The 17603-nt window shown below is 66.6% G+C and carries 14 protein-coding genes, 1 tRNA gene and 1 pseudogene; 8 read left to right on the top strand and 8 right to left on the bottom strand.

Going from position 1 to position 17603, the window contains the following annotated elements; genetic code table 11:
- From VKG81_RS10945 to VKG81_RS10935, 3 genes and pseudogenes are all read left to right on the top strand, one after another.
- A pseudogene (locus VKG81_RS10945) lies at positions 1–288 on the top strand (FAD-binding monooxygenase); the annotation flags it as partial.
- Between the two features lie 10 nt (positions 289–298).
- Positions 299–1144, top strand: coding sequence for an alpha/beta fold hydrolase (locus VKG81_RS10940; RefSeq protein WP_324395929.1), 846 nt, complete (start codon positions 299–301; stop codon positions 1142–1144).
- A 19-nt stretch (positions 1145–1163) separates the two neighbouring features.
- Positions 1164–2165 (top strand): VOC family protein, encoded by a 1002-nt coding sequence (locus tag VKG81_RS10935; RefSeq protein WP_324395928.1) that lies wholly within the window; start codon positions 1164–1166, stop codon positions 2163–2165.
- Between the two features lie 894 nt (positions 2166–3059).
- On the opposite strand, the gene VKG81_RS10930 is transcribed toward VKG81_RS10935, so the two are convergent.
- The gene (locus VKG81_RS10930) at positions 3060–3455 is read right to left on the bottom strand and encodes a type II toxin-antitoxin system VapC family toxin (protein ID WP_324395927.1); all 396 of its coding nucleotides are present in this window, start codon (positions 3453–3455) and stop codon (positions 3060–3062) included.
- Positions 3456–3704, bottom strand: coding sequence for a type II toxin-antitoxin system prevent-host-death family antitoxin (locus VKG81_RS10925; RefSeq protein ID WP_324395926.1), 249 nt, complete (start codon positions 3702–3704; stop codon positions 3456–3458).
- A 733-nt stretch (positions 3705–4437) separates the two neighbouring features.
- Between VKG81_RS10925 and VKG81_RS10920 the strand changes: the two genes are divergently transcribed.
- The 3 genes from VKG81_RS10920 to VKG81_RS10910 are packed head-to-tail and all read left to right on the top strand — an operon-like array spanning position 4438 to position 7176.
- Entirely contained in the window at positions 4438–5481 is a 1044-nt protein-coding gene (locus tag VKG81_RS10920) for a DUF2293 domain-containing protein (RefSeq protein ID WP_324395925.1), read from the top strand.
- 43 nt (positions 5482–5524) lie between these two features.
- On the top strand, positions 5525–5842 hold the full coding sequence (locus VKG81_RS10915) for a calcium-binding protein (protein WP_324395924.1): 318 nt from the start codon (positions 5525–5527) through the stop codon (positions 5840–5842).
- A 5-nt stretch (positions 5843–5847) separates the two neighbouring features.
- The gene (locus VKG81_RS10910; RefSeq protein ID WP_324395923.1) at positions 5848–7176 is read left to right on the top strand and encodes a helicase-associated domain-containing protein; all 1329 of its coding nucleotides are present in this window, start codon (positions 5848–5850) and stop codon (positions 7174–7176) included.
- A 434-nt stretch (positions 7177–7610) separates the two neighbouring features.
- Here the strand turns inward: VKG81_RS10910 and VKG81_RS10905 are convergent.
- From VKG81_RS10905 to VKG81_RS10895, 3 genes are all read right to left on the bottom strand, one after another.
- Positions 7611–7687: transfer RNA gene (locus tag VKG81_RS10905), tRNA-Met, on the bottom strand.
- A gap of 73 nt (positions 7688–7760) precedes the next feature.
- A complete protein-coding gene (locus VKG81_RS10900; RefSeq protein ID WP_324395922.1) occupies positions 7761–10769 on the bottom strand; it encodes a UPF0182 family protein in 3009 nt (1002 codons plus the stop codon).
- 68 nt (positions 10770–10837) lie between these two features.
- Positions 10838–11860, bottom strand: coding sequence for a PDZ domain-containing protein (locus VKG81_RS10895; RefSeq protein ID WP_324395921.1), 1023 nt, complete (start codon positions 11858–11860; stop codon positions 10838–10840).
- 80 nt (positions 11861–11940) lie between these two features.
- Between VKG81_RS10895 and VKG81_RS10890 the strand changes: the two genes are divergently transcribed.
- Together VKG81_RS10890 and VKG81_RS10885 are read left to right on the top strand one after the other, a co-directional pair.
- Positions 11941–13308, top strand: coding sequence for a zinc-dependent metalloprotease (locus VKG81_RS10890; RefSeq protein ID WP_324395920.1), 1368 nt, complete (start codon positions 11941–11943; stop codon positions 13306–13308).
- 91 nt (positions 13309–13399) lie between these two features.
- Positions 13400–14731, top strand: a complete 1332-nt coding sequence (locus tag VKG81_RS10885) for an ABC1 kinase family protein (protein ID WP_324395919.1) — start codon at positions 13400–13402, stop codon at positions 14729–14731.
- 86 nt (positions 14732–14817) lie between these two features.
- Here VKG81_RS10885 and VKG81_RS10880 read toward each other — a convergent pair whose 3' ends face one another.
- The 3 genes from VKG81_RS10880 to VKG81_RS10870 all read right to left on the bottom strand — a co-directional run bounded on the left by VKG81_RS10880 (position 14818) and on the right by VKG81_RS10870 (position 17591).
- Complete coding sequence (locus VKG81_RS10880) at positions 14818–15093, bottom strand: WhiB family transcriptional regulator (protein WP_324395918.1); 276 nt, start codon at positions 15091–15093, stop codon at positions 14818–14820.
- 134 nt (positions 15094–15227) lie between these two features.
- Complete coding sequence (locus VKG81_RS10875) at positions 15228–15392, bottom strand: hypothetical protein (RefSeq protein WP_324395917.1); 165 nt, start codon at positions 15390–15392, stop codon at positions 15228–15230.
- Between the two features lie 66 nt (positions 15393–15458).
- The gene (locus VKG81_RS10870; RefSeq protein ID WP_324395936.1) at positions 15459–17591 is read right to left on the bottom strand and encodes an ATP-dependent DNA helicase UvrD2; all 2133 of its coding nucleotides are present in this window, start codon (positions 17589–17591) and stop codon (positions 15459–15461) included.
- Positions 17592–17603: the final 12 nt, after the last annotated feature.

The raw sequence follows: 17603 nt of genomic DNA, 5'->3' as shown, positions 1-17603 counted from the left end.
GACGCCGTGCGCCTCGACGACGTCATCGGCGGCCGCTGGGTGGTCGCGCATCTCGGGCCCGCCTCCGATGGGCAGGCCTGGCGGGCAGCCGGCGTGCCGGTGGTGAAAATCCTGGTGCCCGGCAGCAAACCGAACACCGACAGCGTGGTGGACGCCGACGGCATGCTGACACGCTGGCTCGACCAGAAGGGCGCCTCGATGGTGGTCGTGCGACCCGACGGGTTCGTCTACGCCGCCGCCGCCGAAGGCCAACCACTGCCGCCACCCCCAACCGCCTTCAAGGCATAGAGGAACAGCAATGACCAGCAACACCATGACCGAACGCACCGTCCGCGTGCACGGCAAGGACATCTTCGTCGCCGAGGCCGGCACCGGTGCGCCGGTGGTGCTCCTGCACGGCGGCGGGCCCGGCGCGTCGGGCGTGTCGAATTATTCCCGCAACATCGAGGCCCTGGCGGAACACTTCCGGGTCCTCGTGCCCGACATGCCGGGCTACGGCCGCTCCGCCAAAGGTATCGACCGCAGCGATCCATTCGGGTATCTCGCAGATTCCATCAGGGGATTGCTCGACGAACTCGGCATCCAGCGGGCTCATCTGGTCGGCAACTCCTACGGCGGTTCCTGCGCACTGCGGCTCGCTCTGGACACTCCGCACCGGGTCGACAAGCTCGTGCTGATGGGGCCCGGCGGCATCGGAACCACCCGCGGGCTACCAACCCCGGGCCTCAAGAGCCTGCTGTCGTACTACGGCGGCGACGGGCCGACCCTGGACAAACTGCGCACGTTCATCCGCACCTATCTGGTGTTCGACGGCGATGCCGTACCTGAATCGTTGATCGAATCGCGGTACGCGGCATCGATCGACCCCGACGTCATTGCCAACCCGCCGCTGCAACGCCCGGCCGGGCTTCGCACGCTGTGGCGGATGGACTTCACCCGCGACCGACGGCTCAGCTCCCTCGAGACGCCGACACTGGTGATCTGGGGACGCGAAGACAAGGTCAACAAGCCAAGCGGCGCAACGATGCTCGGGGAGCGGATGCCCAACGCCGACGTACTGATCACTGCCAACACCGGCCACTGGGTGCAGTGGGAACGCGCCGACTTCTTCAACGCCGTCACCACCGCATTCCTCACTCCCTAACACTTTTCAAGGAGATTCGATGTCCACTGATCTGTTCGGCAATGTCCACCTGGGCTATGCCGTGATCGAAACGAACAAGTTCGACGATTGGAAGCGCTTCGGTCGCGACGCGATCGGCATGAACTTCGACGACATGCTGCCTGACGCGATCCGATTCCGCTTGGATGCCAACGAATGCCGAATCCTGCTGCGGCGGGGACCGGCCGAGGACGTCGTCGCGCTGGGTTGGCACCTCGATGACCACGCGACCTTCGACGAGGTCAGTCGTCGCGTCATCGGTCACGGGGTACCCGCCGTTGAGGGCGCCGAGGAGGAAGCCAAGCTGCGAGGGGTCGAGCGCTTTCTGCGGTTTCCCGGGCCCAGCGGGCTGACCCAGGAGATTTACACCACGGCTCGCACCGCTCCACTCCCGCTGGACATCCCCGGCACCGGATTCGTCACTGGGGCAGGCGGACTCGGCCACGTCGCGCTCATGACGAAGAAGCCTCACGAGGTCCGCGGCTACTACAACCACGTCTTCGACGCACGACTGTCCGATTACATCGACGAGACGATCAACAGCATGAAGCTCAAGATCCGATTCCTGCGCGTCAACGAACGGCACCACTCCGTGGCGATCGCATCGGTGAACGCCCTGCCCATCAACCCGATCCGCACCCGAATTCAGCACGTCAACGTCCAGGTCGCCACGCTCGACGACATGGTCGCCTCCTACCAGCGGGTCAAAGAACTCGGTTTTCACATGGCCCTGTCGGTAGGCCAGCACACCAACGACAAGGAACTGTCCTACTACGCGCAGACGCCCTCCGGTTTCGAATGGGAGGTCGGGTGGAACCCGATCGTCGTCGACGAATCCACCTGGAAACCAACAACACATCAGGGCATCAGCATCTGGGGGCACACCCCGGAGGGGCAAACCGTGATCGACAAGCTCGAGATGTTCGCTGTCGCCGCAAATTCGTTGGTCCATCATGAAGACACCGTGGCGGCGCTCAGTGCACCCGGGATCGCCGACGACTAGTGGTGGAATCACCGAATAAAAGGTCAACCGCGCGTGCGAGTCGCGTACGTAACGGGAAAGAAGAGTCCATACCCCAGTCCACGCGCTCATCATCGTCGCGTGAAGTCGTATCGCATTCGATTCCTTCCTGGCCTGCTCCATCCGGCTGCCGTGCCATGACGGCTGATCAGAGTTCCAAGCGGGCTGCTCGACTGGCTGTTTCGCCTTGAGGCCGTGCTGACGGCCGATCGTTGTAACGGCCTTCTTGAGCTCGTCACCGATATGGTCGAGACGATCCGATTCTGAGGCGTCGACGGCTGCAGTGATCGCCGCAATCAGACCGCCGTCGGGTGCCAGCAGCGGCGTCGCCACGGCAAATGCGTCTGCGAACGTGACTCCCGAAGCGGCTACTCTGGCGCGGGCAACGCTTTGTCACCAGCGCGTCGCGAACGGCTCCTCGAACAGGTCATAGCTGCCCGTAGTTTTTCTCCGTCCTGATCTGCAACGGGTGGGCCGTTGGGCTCAGTCTCATAGCTGCCGATCAAAGGCGTTCTGCAGTCTGGCGTGTGTCATGGTGTCGCACTTGTTCGCACCGATTTCACCCTGTTCTGTTCCCAAATCCGTTCCCAACACAGCAACCAGCAAGTGCAGCCGCCTCGGCGTCGGTTCGATCCTCATCGCGTGTGCCGCACCGCAGCGCGCTGCACACCATGTTTCATGGGCTCCCCTCCCCTCGACCGCGACGAATACGCCGGAATCGAATATGGGGGTCACCGGTAAACCCGTCGGATTGCGTCAGATGCAGGACCTACCCACTCGCTCGCGGCACCTGGTCGCCCGGTTCGTTTGGTGCGCTGCAGGATTCGAGATCCGAGACGGATGTTGCAGCGGTGGCTACTGGACGGGGCTGTGTTATCAGATGGCGATGACGCGGACGAGTTTCTCCAGTCCGGTGAAGTCATCGCCGTTTCGGGTGTACAGATCGAGCTGATTGGCGTGTGCGGTCGCGGCGATCAGCAGGTCTGCGAATCGGCTCCGCAGCGTCCTTCCTTCGCCGACGACGGCGGCAACGATGAGTCCGTAGCTTCGGACTGTGGCGCCGTCGAACTGGATCGGTTCCAGCATTGATTCAACTTCCTGCAGCCGAGCCTGCCGCTTCGCGGCTTCCATCGGGTTGGTGGCAAGGTGTGGGCCGGCCGCCAGTTCAGCCGCGCTGATCGCGGATATCGCCATCTCGTCGGGCAGCGCGGCGATCACGGCCGGATCGTGCCAGTCGATGACCACGGAAGTGTCGAGAAGTCCAGACGTCACTCACAGTCCTTGGTCGATTAACCGGTCGAGGTCGGCGCGGAACTGACGATGGTCAATGCGCACGCCGGCTGCCGCCAGCGCCGCGACTTCGTCGCGGGAGATGAACGTGCGGCGACCGGCCCGAATCGGGCGAAGCTCGGCCACCGGTTCGCCGTTACGGGTGACGACGAAGGTTTCGCCTGCCGTTACTGCTTCGATTACCTTCGCGTTCTCGTTGCGCAGCTCACGCTGCGCGATAATCTTGGCCATCGCTGCATTGTAGCAAGAAGTGCTACATTCGGCTACACGCTCGCGGGAGTTGGTCACCGGGTTGCGGGCAACGACCGGAACGAGCCCCTCAACCGACTCCTGGCATACCTACGCGAGGCACCTACTCGCCAATGGCATCGAGTCACCCAGGAGGCACAGGCTTGCCCAGCGTCCGCGATGGCCGACGGCGTGCGGCCAGGCGTCCGCCGTCTGACGGTACGCATTCGCGTTCAGATGCTCGCCAGTCACGACCACACTCCACGTCGCTCTGAGCGCTTTAGACATCGACGGTGAAGCTCGGCCGCGGCCGATGGACGAATTCGACAGAGTCGAATACGAACGGTTACCCCTCAGGTCCTCCGTTTCATCTGACAATCAGCACCCCCGGCTGTGGGTGTCTGGTCTCAGCACTGCTGGCATTTTCGCAATGATCTGGCACCCTATGGATTTCGCAATTTTGGTTTCACTCAAGCTGCGCAACTATCCTTGAGGTCGCCGACTCGGCGCGTGGATAAGGAATGTCCACCGCCACTACAACTCGATCAGCAAACCGCTGACCGGCTGACTGGCCGCCGCGGTGACGGCGGCCAGGCCGCTCAGCTGCCGACGGGGCGAGGGTGTTGGCCTCGCGGAAAGGATGGTGCATCAATACCGTGATCTGTCATGGCGCCAAGTCTGGCGAGATTGCCGGTCGGGCCTGGTTGGTTGTCCACGGGATACGCTCGGCCAGGCTATGACTCCGCAGGATCTGGAGCAGCGAGTCACGCGAGCAGCCGAGGCAGCGCTCGCCGAACAACGGTTCGTCAGCGCGATCGACGTGCTGCTCGGCCTCGGCTGGCTGGCGCCGTCGCACCTGGACAGGTGGCGGCAGGGGCGGGTCGAGTCGCTCGAGCGCGTCGTGCAGGCCAATCTGAGCAAGGTCACGGTGGCGATGGCGGCGTTCCGGCGCTGGGCGCGCGACCGCGGGCTCAACCCGTCGGAGACCGATTACGTCGCCCGCACTCGCGACCGCCGCCCGCTGCGGTTCAGCGACAGCGGGGATGCCGCCATCGAGCGCGCGTACCGGACGCACTGGGTGTCGCCCGACTTGTCGCAGCGTGCGGTCGAGCGGCAGAGCCGACTGCCGGATCTCGTCGTGATCTCGCCGGTCAAAGAGTGGACGTGCACGTCGTGTGGTAGCACCGGCGACCTGCTGTTCATGGAGGACGCCGGCCCACTCTGCCTGGACTGCTCCGATCTCGGGCATCTCGTCTTCCTGCCTTCTGGTGATGCGGCGCTGACCCGGCGCGCGAAGAAGGCCAGCCGGCTCTCTGCTGTGGTGGTGCGGTGGAGCCGGTCACGCAAGCGCTATGAGCGCCAGGGCATCCTGGCCGAGGCCGAGGCGATCGAGCGTGCCGAAATCGAGTGCCTCTCCGACTCCGAGGTGCGGGCTCGCCGCAGGGAGCGGGACCAAGCGAGACGAGCCGACGAGGACGTGAGCTTGGCGGCCGAACTTGCCGCCGCGATCCGTGCGCAGTTCCCGGGCTGCCCCGTCGGCCGGGCCGAGGCGATCGCGCGTTATGCGGCGACGCGCAGCAGCGGCCGGATCGGACGTAGCGCGGCCGGGCGGGTCCTTGATCCCGACGCCGTATCGCTCGCCGTTGCGGCGTCGGTCCGGCACGTTGACACCGGCTACGACCGGCTGCTGATGTCGGGCGTCGACCGGGAAACGGCTCGACGGCAGGTGCGCGAGCGCGTCGAGGACGTGCTGAGCGGCTGGCGCGCGATCACTCGGTAGTCTTTTGCGAAGGCGTGGTCCCCGGGGATGGAAAGCTGACCGGATGGGTCGATCGAATCGCGCGACACTGGATGCCTTGATCGCGGAGGCGACCGTCGACTGCTACAACGACAGCGAGTGCGTGACGGGCTTCTACACCATGCTCGACGACAATCTCGCCGTGCCGTTTCAAACCATGGTCATCGGCGTGGACGTGACCGTGGCGGGCATTGACCTGACCGACGACGAACAGATCATGGCCGTCTGCACGCGCGGCCGATCGACACAGCGCATCCCAATCCTGGACCTTCCGTTGCCTACACCGCAGCCCGACGGCGCGGAGTGGATCGCGGCGTACCGCCGCTGGGTGAAAGGAGCCTGAACACCGTGGGCCCCCTGCACGATGTCGACGAGCACCGGGTGCGGCTGACCGCGCCCGAAGCCCTCACCAACCTCCGCATTGTGCTCGAGCTGTGCGTGGCTGGCGACGTGAAGTGCAGCCACAAAACCGGTCGCCCCTCGGCAGCGACCATCCGCACCATCGATACGCACCTCGCGGACGGCGACTTCTACGCAGGCGAACCCATCGCCAGCTTCGCCTGGCCACTGCTGATCCAGGCCGGTGGACTAGCCAGGCTCGAAGGCACTCGGCTCCAACCAACCGCGAAAGGCCGTGCGGCGCTGGGGAAACCACCGGCAGAAGTCATCCGCCACCTGTGGCAACGCTGGCTCACCCACGCGGTGATCGACGAGTTCAGCCGGATCGAAAATATCAAGGGTCAGCGCTCCCGCAACGTGCTCACCGCGGCCAAGACCCGCCGCCAGATCATCGACGAGGCACTGGCCACCTGCCCGCCGGGCGAGTGGATCGACGTCGACACTCTGTTCAGCACCATGCGCCGCAGCAACCGGAGCCCCATCATCGCCCGCAACGACAGAGCGCTATGGAAGCTCTACCTCGTCGATCCGCAGTACGGCAGCCTCGGCTACGACGGCTTTCACAACTGGGAACTCCTAGAAGGTCGCTACACCCTGGCCGTTCTGTTCGAGTACACCGGCACCCTGGGGCTGGTCGACCTCGACTACGTCCACCCTGCTGGCGCTCGCGAGGACTTCCAGAACAACTGGGGCGCAGACGACTTGGACGCCCTCAGTCGCTACGACGGCCTCCAGTCGATCCGACTCACCGCGCTGGGCGCCTGGGTGCTCGGCCTAACCGACACCTACCAACCGGCCAACTCCGACGCGACCGACGCTCCGCCGCTGAAGGTGCTGTCCAACCTCGACATCGTCGCCACCGGGGACAGCCCAGCCACAGACCGGCTCTTCCTCTCCGCCTACGCGAAACAGACCAACGATCGCGTCTGGACGGTCTCAGCCACCAGCCTGCTTTCCGCGATCGATTCCGGCCGCGAACTGACAGAGTTCAGCACGTTCCTGACCCAGCGCACCGAGCACGAACTGCCCAGCACGCTGAGCAACCTGATCGCGGATGTCCACCACCGAGCCGGGCAGCTCATCGACCTTGGCCACGCCCGCGTGATCGAATGCGCCGATCCCGCCACCGCCGCGCTCATCGCCCACGACCGTAGCCTCCGCCCGCTGTGCCACCCGATCGGCAACAAACATCTCGCCGTCCCGCTCGATCAAGAGCTGAAGTTCCGCAAAGCCCTGCTCAAACTCGGCTACGTAGGCCCAGGACAACCCGTGACCTGACCGACGTCTTCGCCCGACGGCAGGTCACCTGACACCCGGACAGGTCTGTGAACCGCCCCCGGCCCTTCACTCAAAATCCAATGGCGGTTGCGAGGTTGAAGTGGTGCCCTCAACTCATGCCAGCCCGAAGGCGCCGTTCAATCCGCACCGCCTCTCCCCCTGGTTCTCGCGTTCGGCCGCCCAGCTGACCCCCGCGTCGCTCGCGGCCTTGTGAGCGCCTCGCGACAACAGTGGCGCGAGACCGGCCACCGCAACAGCTCTGCGCCGATCACTTGGCGCACGCGCCGAGTCGGTTTCCGGTCCGTCCTGATCTGCAACGGGTGGGGGTTCAGGCGGCGAAGAAAATAGTTAGATGAGCAAGGCTAACGTTCACAAATCCGTTCACAACCGGCATGAAAACGGCCCCCGGAGACGCCTCCAGGGGCCGTTTCGGCTGGTAGCGGGGACAGGATTCGAACCTGCGACCTCTGGGTTATGAGCCCAGCGAGCTACCGAGCTGCTCCACCCCGCGACGGGTAAACGCAAGGTTACCGAAGGCCACGCCTCCTCGCCAAATCGCGGACCCGGCGGGTGCCGCGAGGTCCCTACTTGGTCGCGTTGAACTTGTTCATCGCGTCGTCGAGCCGCTGCAGCGCCTCGCCGTAGTCGGCGAAGTTGCCGCTCTGCTGCGCCTGCTTGACGCGGGCAAGGGCGTTCTGCACGTCCTGCAGCGCGGCGGCCTTTGCGGGCGAGAGCTGGATCGGTCCTCCCGGCGGGGTGGCTGCCGGTGGCGGAGTCGCGGCCTGCGGCAGTGTCGCGTTGCCGTCCGGAGACGGAGCCTGCGGCGGCGAATTGGTCAGCGGCTGGGCGGCCGCCTGTTGCCCATTGTCGGCCGGCGCGGGACCTGTCGCTGTTGCACCGGCACCGGCTCCGAACAACTTGTCCAGGGCGTCACTGACTGTGGGGCCGTAGCCGACCTTGTCGTTGTACATCATCGCCACGCGAATCAGCCGCGGATACGAAGACGCCACGTCGCTGGTACCGGGTGAGGCGTACACCGGTTCGACATAGAGCAACCCGCCCTGGGCCACCGGCAGCGTCAGCAGGTTGCCCCACCGGATTCGGTTCTGGTTGTCGCGGCCGATGACGCCGAGATCCTGCGACACCGCGGTGTCGGTGGTGATCGCGTTGTTGGCCAGCTTGGGCCCGTTGACCTGGCCGGGGATGGTCAGCACGGTGATCTTGCCGTACGTGTCCGGATCGGAGCTCGCGCTGATGTAGGCCGCCAGGAAGTCGCGCTTGAACCGGTTCATCGCGCTGGTCAGCTGGAACGCCGCCGAGTTGTCGTTGCGCGCAAGGTCTTCGGCGACGATGTAGTAGGGAGGTTGGTAGCTGCTGGCCGTCGGGTTGGGGTCGAGCGGAACATCCCAGAAGTCCGACGTCGAGAAGAACGTGATCGGGTCGTTGACGTGGTACTTGGCCAGCAGCATGCGCTGAACCTTGAACAGGTCCTCCGGGTAACGCAGATGCGCGGCCAGGTCCGGCGAGATGTCCCTCCTCGGCTTCACCGTCCCCGGGAACACCTTCTCCCACGCCTGCAGCACGGGATCCTTTTCGTCCATCGCGTACAGCGTCACGGTCCCGTCGTAGGCGTCGACGGTAGCCTTCACCGAGTTGCGGATGTAGGACACCTGCTTGTCCGGCGCCAGCCGGTTGACCGCGACCTCGTTGGAGTCGGCGGTGGCAGCGGTGAGCGACGTCAGCTCCGAGTACGGGTAGTTGTCCAGCGTGGTGTAGCCGTCGAGGATCCACACCATGCGCTTGTTGACGATCGCCGGGTAGACGTTGCTGTCGGTGGTCAGCCACGGCGCCACCGCCTCGACGCGCTCTGCGGGGTCACGGTTGAACAGAATTCGGCTGTTCGGGCCGATCACGCTGGAGAACAAGAAGTTCCGCTCGGCGAACTTCGCGGCGAACACGGTGCGGGAGAGCGAGTTGCCGATCGGCACGCCGCCGGTACCGGTGTAGGTGTAGTTCTTGGTCTCGGTGTTCGTCTCGTAGTCGTACTCGCGGTCGGCGCCGTTCCTGCCGACGATCGCGTAGTCGGCGGAGGTGCTGGCGATGACCGGGCCGTAGTAGATCCGCGGCTGGTCCAGCGGCGCGGGACCCTCGGAGACGACGGAGCCGTTCGCGCCGACGGCGTTGACGAGGAACTCGGGGTAGCCGCCGTTCTGCGTCGGGTCGTTGGCGATCCCGCGGACCGTGTTGGCGGGCGACGCGATGAAGCCGTTGCCGTGGGTGTAGACGGTGTGCCGGTTGATCCAGTCACGCTGGTTGTCGATCAGCCGGTCGTCGTTGAGCTCCCGCGCGGCCACGACGTAGTCGCGCAGGTTGCCGTCAGCGCCGCGGTAGCGGTCGATCGACAGCTGATCGGGGAAGTAGTAGAAGTTTTTGCCCTGCTCGAACTGCGTGAACGCCGGGCTGATGATCGTCGGGTCGAGCACCCGGATGTTGGAGGTGGTGGCGCGGTCGGCCGCGACCTGCTGCGCGGTGGCCGCGGAGTTTCCGGTGTAGTCGCGGTAGGCCACCACGTCGGGCGTGAGCCCGTACGCCTGCCGTGTCGCGGTGATGCTCCGGCCGATGTATTCGCTTTCCTTCTGCGCCGCATTGGGTTTGACACTGATCTGCTCGACAACCAGCGGCCATCCGGCGCCGACGATCAGCGACGACAACAGCAGCAGCACCAGTCCGATTGCGGGAATCCGCAAGTCACGCAGCACGATCGCGGAAAACACCGCCACCGCGCAGATCACCGCGATGGCCAGCAGGATCAGCTTGGCGGGCAGCACCGCGTTGATGTCGGTGTAACCCGCGCCGGTGAACGGCTTGCCGCCGCGTGTGTGCGAAAGCAGCTCGTAGCGGTCGAACCAGTAGGCCACCGCCTTCAGCACCACCAGGATTCCCACCAGGCTCACCAACTGGATGCGCGCGGGGCGGCTCAGTGCGCCCGTGCGCCCGGACAGCCGGATACCGCCGAAGACGTAGTGGCTCACAACGTTTGCGACGAAGGCCAGGAAAACCGCGACGAACAGGTACGACAGCACCAGCCGGTAGAACGGCAGATCGAACGCGTAGAAGCCCAGATCCTTGCCGAACTGCGGGTCGCTGACGCCGAATCTGCCGCCGTGCAGGAACAGCTGGACGCGCACCCAGTAGCTTTGCGCGACGATGCCGGCGAGGATTCCGATGATTGCCGGGATGCCGATGCCGAACAGTCGCAGCCGCGGCATCACCGCGGCGCGGTAACGCGCCACCGGGTCGTTGGGGCCGTTGGCCGGCACGAACACCGGCCGCGTGCGATAGGCCAGCGCCAAACCCGCGAACACGATCGCGCCGACGATCAACCCGACGAGGAGAAACAGCAAAAGGCGTGTCCACAGCACCGTGGTGAACACCGACCGGTAGCCCAGTTCGCCGAACCAGAGCCAGTCGACGTAGCCGTCGATCAGCCGCGGCCCGACCAGCAGCAGCACCACCACAGCAAGCGCGATAACGATCAGGAGGCGGCTGCGTCGGGTCAGCTTCGGCATCCGCGCGGCCGGCCGCATTCCCACTTCATCAACTCCCGGTCAGGTGGTGTAGTGACGGACCTAACTGTACGCACGCCGTGCGCGGCAAATTCTCAACAATGCGGCGGTTCGCCACCGGCTGAAAGCGTGTGCAGGGCGTCGACCGCCTGCCCCAGGTTGTCGACTTTGACCAGCTGAAGGCCTTCGTCGTTGTCCGAGCGCGCCTCGTCGCAGTTGTCGGTGGGCACCATGAACACGGTGGCGCCGGCCTCCTGAGCGGCGAGCATCTTGTGAGTGATACCACCGATCGGGCCGACCTTGCCGTCGGCGCTGATGGTGCCCGTGCCGGCGACGAACTTCGATCCGGCGAGGTCACCGGCGGTGAGCTTGTCGACCACCGCAAGGGAGAACATCAGCCCGGCCGACGGACCCCCGATGTTGGCCAGGTTGAACGTGACCCTGAACGGCGCCCACGGCGCTTCCAGCACCGCGACACCGAGGAATCCGTAGTCGCGGTCGGGGTTTGCGCCCAGCGTGATCGTGGTTGTTCCGGGCGGCGCGGTCTTGCGGCGGTAGTTGATGACCAGGTCCTGGCCGGGCTTGGTCTGCTTGAGCAGTGACTGGAACTGGTCGATGCCGGTGATCGGGGTGCCGTTCACCGCGTCGATCGCATCGCCGGGCTGCAGCTTGCCGCCCGACGGGCCGGGGTCGTTGACCGTCTCTACGGTCACCGCCGGCGCGTACTTCAGGTAACCCAGCGCGGCGTACTCGGCGCTGTCCTCGGACTGCTTGAAGTCGGTGTCGTTCTCTCGGTCCACTTGGTCGCGCGTCTTGTCGGGCGGGTAGACGAGGTCGTGGGGCACCAGTTGCTCGCGGCCCGACATCCACAGGCCCATCGCCTGGGCCAGCGTGAGGTCGTCGCGTTGGGACACCGTCGTCATGTTCAAGTGTCCCGTCGCAGGATGAACCTGCGTCCCCTCGATGTCGACCACTTCTTTGCCGTCAACCTCGCCGAGGGTGTTGAACGTCGGGCCCGGGCCCAGCGACACGTAGGGTACCGTCACCACCGCCAGCAGCGCGCCGAAAGCGATGATCGGCACCAACGCAACGAGCAACGTCAGAATCCGCCTGTTCACGCCGCCTAGGGTAGACGGACCGCTGGCCGGGGCACGGTTCGCTGACAGCGAGACGGGGAGTCCCGCGTGGTCGAGCCCCGGTGAGTACCGTTGACGGTATGGCTGACCTGCCTTTCGGCTTCTCCGCCGGGGACGACCCGGACCGCGACCAGCACGGCAAGAACCCCGACGACGAGGGCGACAACACTCGTCCCAACCCGTTCGGGTTCGGCTCCGGAGGCTCCGACGTAGCTGACCTCGGCGAGATCTTCACGCGCCTCGGTCAGATGTTCTCCGGCGCGGGCAGCGCGATGGCAGGCGGCAACGCATCGGGCCCGGTGAACTACGACCTCGCGCGGCAGCTGGCGTCGAGCTCGATCGGGTTCGTCGCACCGGTGCCCGCCGCAACCGTGTCCGCGATCGCCGACGCGGTCCATCTGGCCGAGACCTGGCTCGACGGCGCCAGCGCACTGCCTGCGGGTACGTCCAGGGCGGTCGCATGGACGCCGAACGACTGGATCGACAACACGCTGGACACCTGGAAGCGGCTGTGCGATCCGATGGCCGAGCAGATTTCGACGGTGTGGGCGTCGGCGCTGCCCGAGGAGGCCAAGGCGATGGCCGGCCCGCTGCTGTCGATGATGTCGCAGATGGGCGGGATGGCGTTCGGCTCGCAGCTGGGCCAGGCCCTGGGCACGTTGTCCAAGGAGGTGCTGACCTCCACCGACATTGGGCTCCCGCTGGGCCCCAAGGGGGTTGCGGCGCTGATGCCCAATGCGATCGACGCGCTGTGCACGGGTCTTGAGCAGCCACGCAGCGAGATCGTCACATTCCTCGCCGCCCGTGAAGCCGCGCATCACCGCCTGTTCAGCCACGTGCCGTGGCTGCCCAGCCAGCTTCTCAACGCGGTCGAGGCCTACGCCCGCGGCATCAAGATCGATATGAGCGGGATCGAGGAAGCCGCCCGCGGTTTCAACCCGATGTCGCTGGGCGACCCGGCGGCGATGGAACAACTCCTGACGCAGGGAGTGTTCGAGCCTCAGGCCACGCCCGAGCAGACGGCGGCGCTGGAGCGGCTCGAGACGCTGCTCGCCCTGGTGGAGGGCTGGGTGCAGACCGTGGTGACCGCCGCGCTCGGGGACCGGATCCCCGCCACGGCAGCGCTGAGCGAGATGCTGCGCCGACGCCGCGCCAGTGGCGGGCCCGCCGAGCAGACATTCGGCACGCTCGTCGGGCTCGAGCTTCGGCCCCGCAAGATGCGGGAGGCCGCGGTGCTGTGGGAGCGGCTGACGCAGGCCGCCGGCATCGACGCCCGCGACGCTGTGTGGCAGCACCCCGATCTGCTGCCGGATTCCAGCGACCTCGACGACCCGGCAGCCTTCATCGACCGCGTGATCGGCGGCGACACCAGCGGCATCGACGAGGCGATCGCCAAGATCGAAGAGGATCGCGACGACAAGCAGGACTGAGCCGCGGGCTCGTCACCGCCGATGCTCGGGCTGACAGCATTTGTTGCCACTTCGTTGTGGGCTCGTCTGAACCGTCAGGGATGATGGTGGCGTGGCTGACATCAAACGCAGGAGCGCCGCGCGCAATGCGAAGCTCGCAACGCTTCCCGTCGGCATCGCCGGTCGGGCGGCGCTGGGCTTCGGCAAGCGGCTGACGGGCAAGTCGAAGGACGCGGTTCAGGCGGAGCTGATGGAGAAGGCCGCCAACCAGCTGTTTACGGTCCTCGGCGAGCTCAAGGGCGGCGCGATGAAGGTCGGCCAGGCGCTGTCGGTGATGGAGGCAGCGATCCCGGAGCAGTACGGCGAGCCGTACCGGGAGGCGTTGACGAAGTTGCAGAAGGACGCCCCGCCGCTTCCGGCGGCCAAGGTGCACCGCGTGCTCGACCAGCAGCTGGGCACCAGGTGGCGGCAACGGTTCAGTTCGTTCGACGACACGCCGGTCGCGTCGGCCAGCATCGGCCAGGTGCACAAGGCGGTGTGGTCCGACGGCCGCGAGGTCGCGGTCAAGATCCAGTACCCCGGCGCCGACGAGGCCCTGCGCGCCGACCTGAAGACGATGCAGCGCATGATCGGCGTGCTCAAGCAGTTCTCCCCCGGCGCCGACGTGCAGGGTGTGGTCGACGAGCTCATCGAGCGCACCGAGATGGAGCTGGACTACCGGCTCGAGGCCGACAACCAGCGGGCGTTCGCCAAGGCCTATGAGAACGATCCGAAGTTCGTGGTCCCGCACATCGTGGCGAGTGCACCGAAGGTGTTGATCGCCGAGTGGATCGACGGCATCCCGATGGCGCAGATCATCCGCGGCGGCACGACCGCACAACGAGACCTGATGGGCACGCGCCTCGCCGAGCTGACCTACGGCGCGCCGTGCCGCCTTGACATGATGCACGGTGACGCCCACCCCGGGAACTTCATGCTGATGACCGACGACCGGATGGGCGTCATCGACTTCGGCGCGGTCGCACCGCTGCCCGGCGGCCTGCCCGTCGAATTGGGTCACATGCTGCGGCATGCCCTGGACAAGGACTACGAGCCGCTGCTGCACACGATGGAGAAGGTCGGCTTCATCCAGCCCGGTGAGCAGGTCTCGGCGCGCGAAATCGATGAGATGCTCCGCCAGTACGTTGAGCCGGTGCAGACCGATGTCTTCCACTACACACGCAGATGGCTGCAGAAGATGACCGCCGTTCAGATGGACAGGTCGGTGGCTCAGATCAAGACGGCTCGTCAGCTCGACCTACCGGCGAAGCTCGCACTCCCGCTGCGGGTGATCGCGTCGACGGTGGCGATCTCCGCTCAGCTGGATGCCCATGTGCCGGTGAAAGCGATTGTGACGCAATATCTCACAGGTTTCGCCGAGCCGAACGAGCCGGCGGCGGTCTAAGCGGCCGCGGTTGCCGGCGGTCGTGCATGGCAAATACCCACGCAGTCTCGTTGCACCCCGCGCCTACGCGGGGCGCAACCCCGCGCCTACGCGGCGGCGGCGGCCTCACCCTTCCGTGGCCGTCCCCGGGGCCGCTTGCGAGCGACGACGACACCGCGCTCGAATATCTGCCCGCCCCAGACGCCCCACGGTTCCTCGCGCTCGAGCGCCGAGGCAAGGCACTGCGCGCGGATCGGGCAGTCACCGCACAACTCCTTGGCACGCTCGAGGTCCCCGGGGTTGTCGGCGAACCATAGGTCGGGATCGCCGACATGACATGGCAGCTCGGGCAGTGTCCTTTCACGGCATGTCAGGGCCGACATGTCCGATCACCTGCTTCCTGGTCGTTTCCGTCGGTTGTCTGCTTCTGGATCCGGACCAGGAGGCTGTCGCCAAAGCAATGAGGCCACGGATCCTGTTGACTGCGGGTCCGTGGCCTTGGGGTGTGGGGGCTTACCTAGATGGTGCCTCCGTCCACGGACGCGGCGGTCGCGGCGGCGGTGCGGCGCGTGCGCCGCGCGGCAGCCGCCGGCGCGGCGGCGGCATGCGCCGCAGACGCGGGCCACGTGTCAGCGACGTGGGGGGCCCGCGATACACCGCCGAAAATGGTGGCGTTGTTCATGATCGAGACCTCCTCTCGTCGGCTGGCTGCGGACATACAACATGAGCTCGTCGGCCCATACTGAGGCTAGAGCTTAGCAGTCGACCCCGACAACCCATTTTTGACCTGCTGTTTCGCGTGTTTCTGGACCAGCGTCAACACCTCGGCGCCGAACCGTTCGAGCTTGTGGGCACCGATGCCCGGGATCGCCACCAGCGCCGCATCGTCGGTGGGCAGCATCTCGGCGATCGCGGTCAACGTGTTGTCGGTGAACACGATGTAGGCGGGCACGTTCATCGCCTTCGAGGTATTCAGCCGCCACTCCTTGAGTTTCGCGAGCAACTCGTCATCGAGGTCGGCCGGGCAGCTCTCGCAGCGCCGCAGCAGGACCGCGGCCGGTGTTGACAGCGTGGCGTTGCAGATGCGGCAGCGGGGCACATTGCCGCGGGGCCGGCGCGGCTTGGCGGGCGCCGGGTCGGCCTGGGTCTGCGGCGCGATGCCGTTCAGGAAGCGTGCCGGTCGTCGGCTTTGCCGCCCGCCCGGTGTACGCGCCAGCGCCCAGCTGAGCGCCAAGTGGACACGCGCGCGCGTGATACCGACGTACAGCAGCCTGCGCTCTTCTTCGACGGCCTCGCTGTCGGGGCCGTGCGCGAGCGCGTGCGAGATCGGCAGCGTGCCGTCGGCCAGCCCGACCAGGAACACCGCGTCCCACTCCAGCCCCTTCGCGGCGTGCAGCGACGCGAGCGTCACACCCTGCACCACGGGCGGGTGCCGGGAGTCGGCCCGAACCCGCAGCTCTGCCACCAACCCGGGCAGGTCCAGCTGGGGATGGCGTGCCACCTCCTCGTCGACGAGGTCGGCCAGCGCGCTGAGCGACTCCCAGCGTTCCCGCGCCCTCGTCCCGGCGGGCGGTTCGCCGGTCAGCCCCACCGGCTCCAGCAGTTGGCGGACCAGCTCCGCCACGTCCCCCTCGGCACCGCGCCCGGCCGCGCGCTGCAGCGCCAGCAAGGCCTGCCGGATCTCCTGCCGGGTGAAGAAGCCCTCGCCGCCGCGCACCTGGAACGGGATCGCGGCCTCCGTCAGCGCCTCTTCGTAAACCTCCGACTGCGCGTTGATGCGGTAGAGCACGGCGATCTCCGGCGCGGGCGTGCCGGCGTCGATCAGCTCGCCGATCCGCTTCGCGACCGCGGCGGCTTCCGCGACCTCGTCGGGGTAGTCGTCAAACGACGGCGTCGGTCCGGCCTCGCGTTGGCCGACCAGGTGCAGCTTGCTTCCGGCCACCCGGCCACGCGCCGCCGCGATGACCCGGTTGGCGAGCGACACCACCTGCGGGGTGGAACGGTAGTCGCGCTCGAGCCGGATCACGGTGGCGTCGGCGAAGCGCCGCGGGAACTCGAGCAGATAGCGCGGGCTGGCCCCGGTGAACGAGTAGATGGTCTGGTTGGCGTCGCCGACCACGGTGAGGTCGTCGCGGTCCCCCAACCAAGCCGTGAGCACACGCTGCTGCAGCGGTGTGACGTCCTGGTACTCGTCGACCACGAAGCAGCGGTACCGGTCGCGGAACTCCTGGGCCACACCGGCGTCGTCTTCGATCGCGGCTGCGGTGTGCAGTAGCAGGTCGTCGAAGTCGAGCAGGGCCACGCCGTCGCGGCCTGCTTTCAGCGTCTCGTAGCCGGCGTACACGCGTGCCACGATGCCGGCGTCCAGCGGAGTCTCACGGCCCGCTTCTGCTACCGCCGCCGGGTAGCCCTCCGGGGTGATCAGCGACGCCTTGGCCCACTCGATCTCCCCGGCGAGGTCGCGCACATCGTCGGTGCCGACTTGCACGCCCAGCCGCGACGCCGCCTGCGCGACCGCAGAGAACTTGCTGTCCAGCAGCTGCCACGCTGTGTTGCCGACGACGCGGGGCCAGAAGTAGTGCAGCTGACGGCGCGCGGCGGCGTGGAACGTGACGGCCTGCACTGAGCCGGTGCCGACGCCCGCGTCCAAACCCCGCAGCCGGCTACGCATTTCGCCGGCGGCCCGCTGCGTGAACGTGACAGCGAGCACCTGGCCCGGCGCGACGTGACCGGTCGCGACGAGATGCGCGATGCGGCGGGTGATCGTCCTCGTCTTGCCGGTGCCCGCGCCGGCCAGCACGCAAACGGGGCCGCGCGGCGCCAGCACCGCGTCCCGTTGCTCTTCGTCCAGGCCATCGAGCAGGGCAGTGGCGACCGGCATGCGGTCCATCTT

This window comes from Mycobacterium sp., from assembly GCF_035314905.1.
Taxonomy (GTDB): domain Bacteria; phylum Actinomycetota; class Actinomycetes; order Mycobacteriales; family Mycobacteriaceae; genus Mycobacterium.
This window is presented reverse-complemented; position numbering and strand designations above follow the sequence as displayed.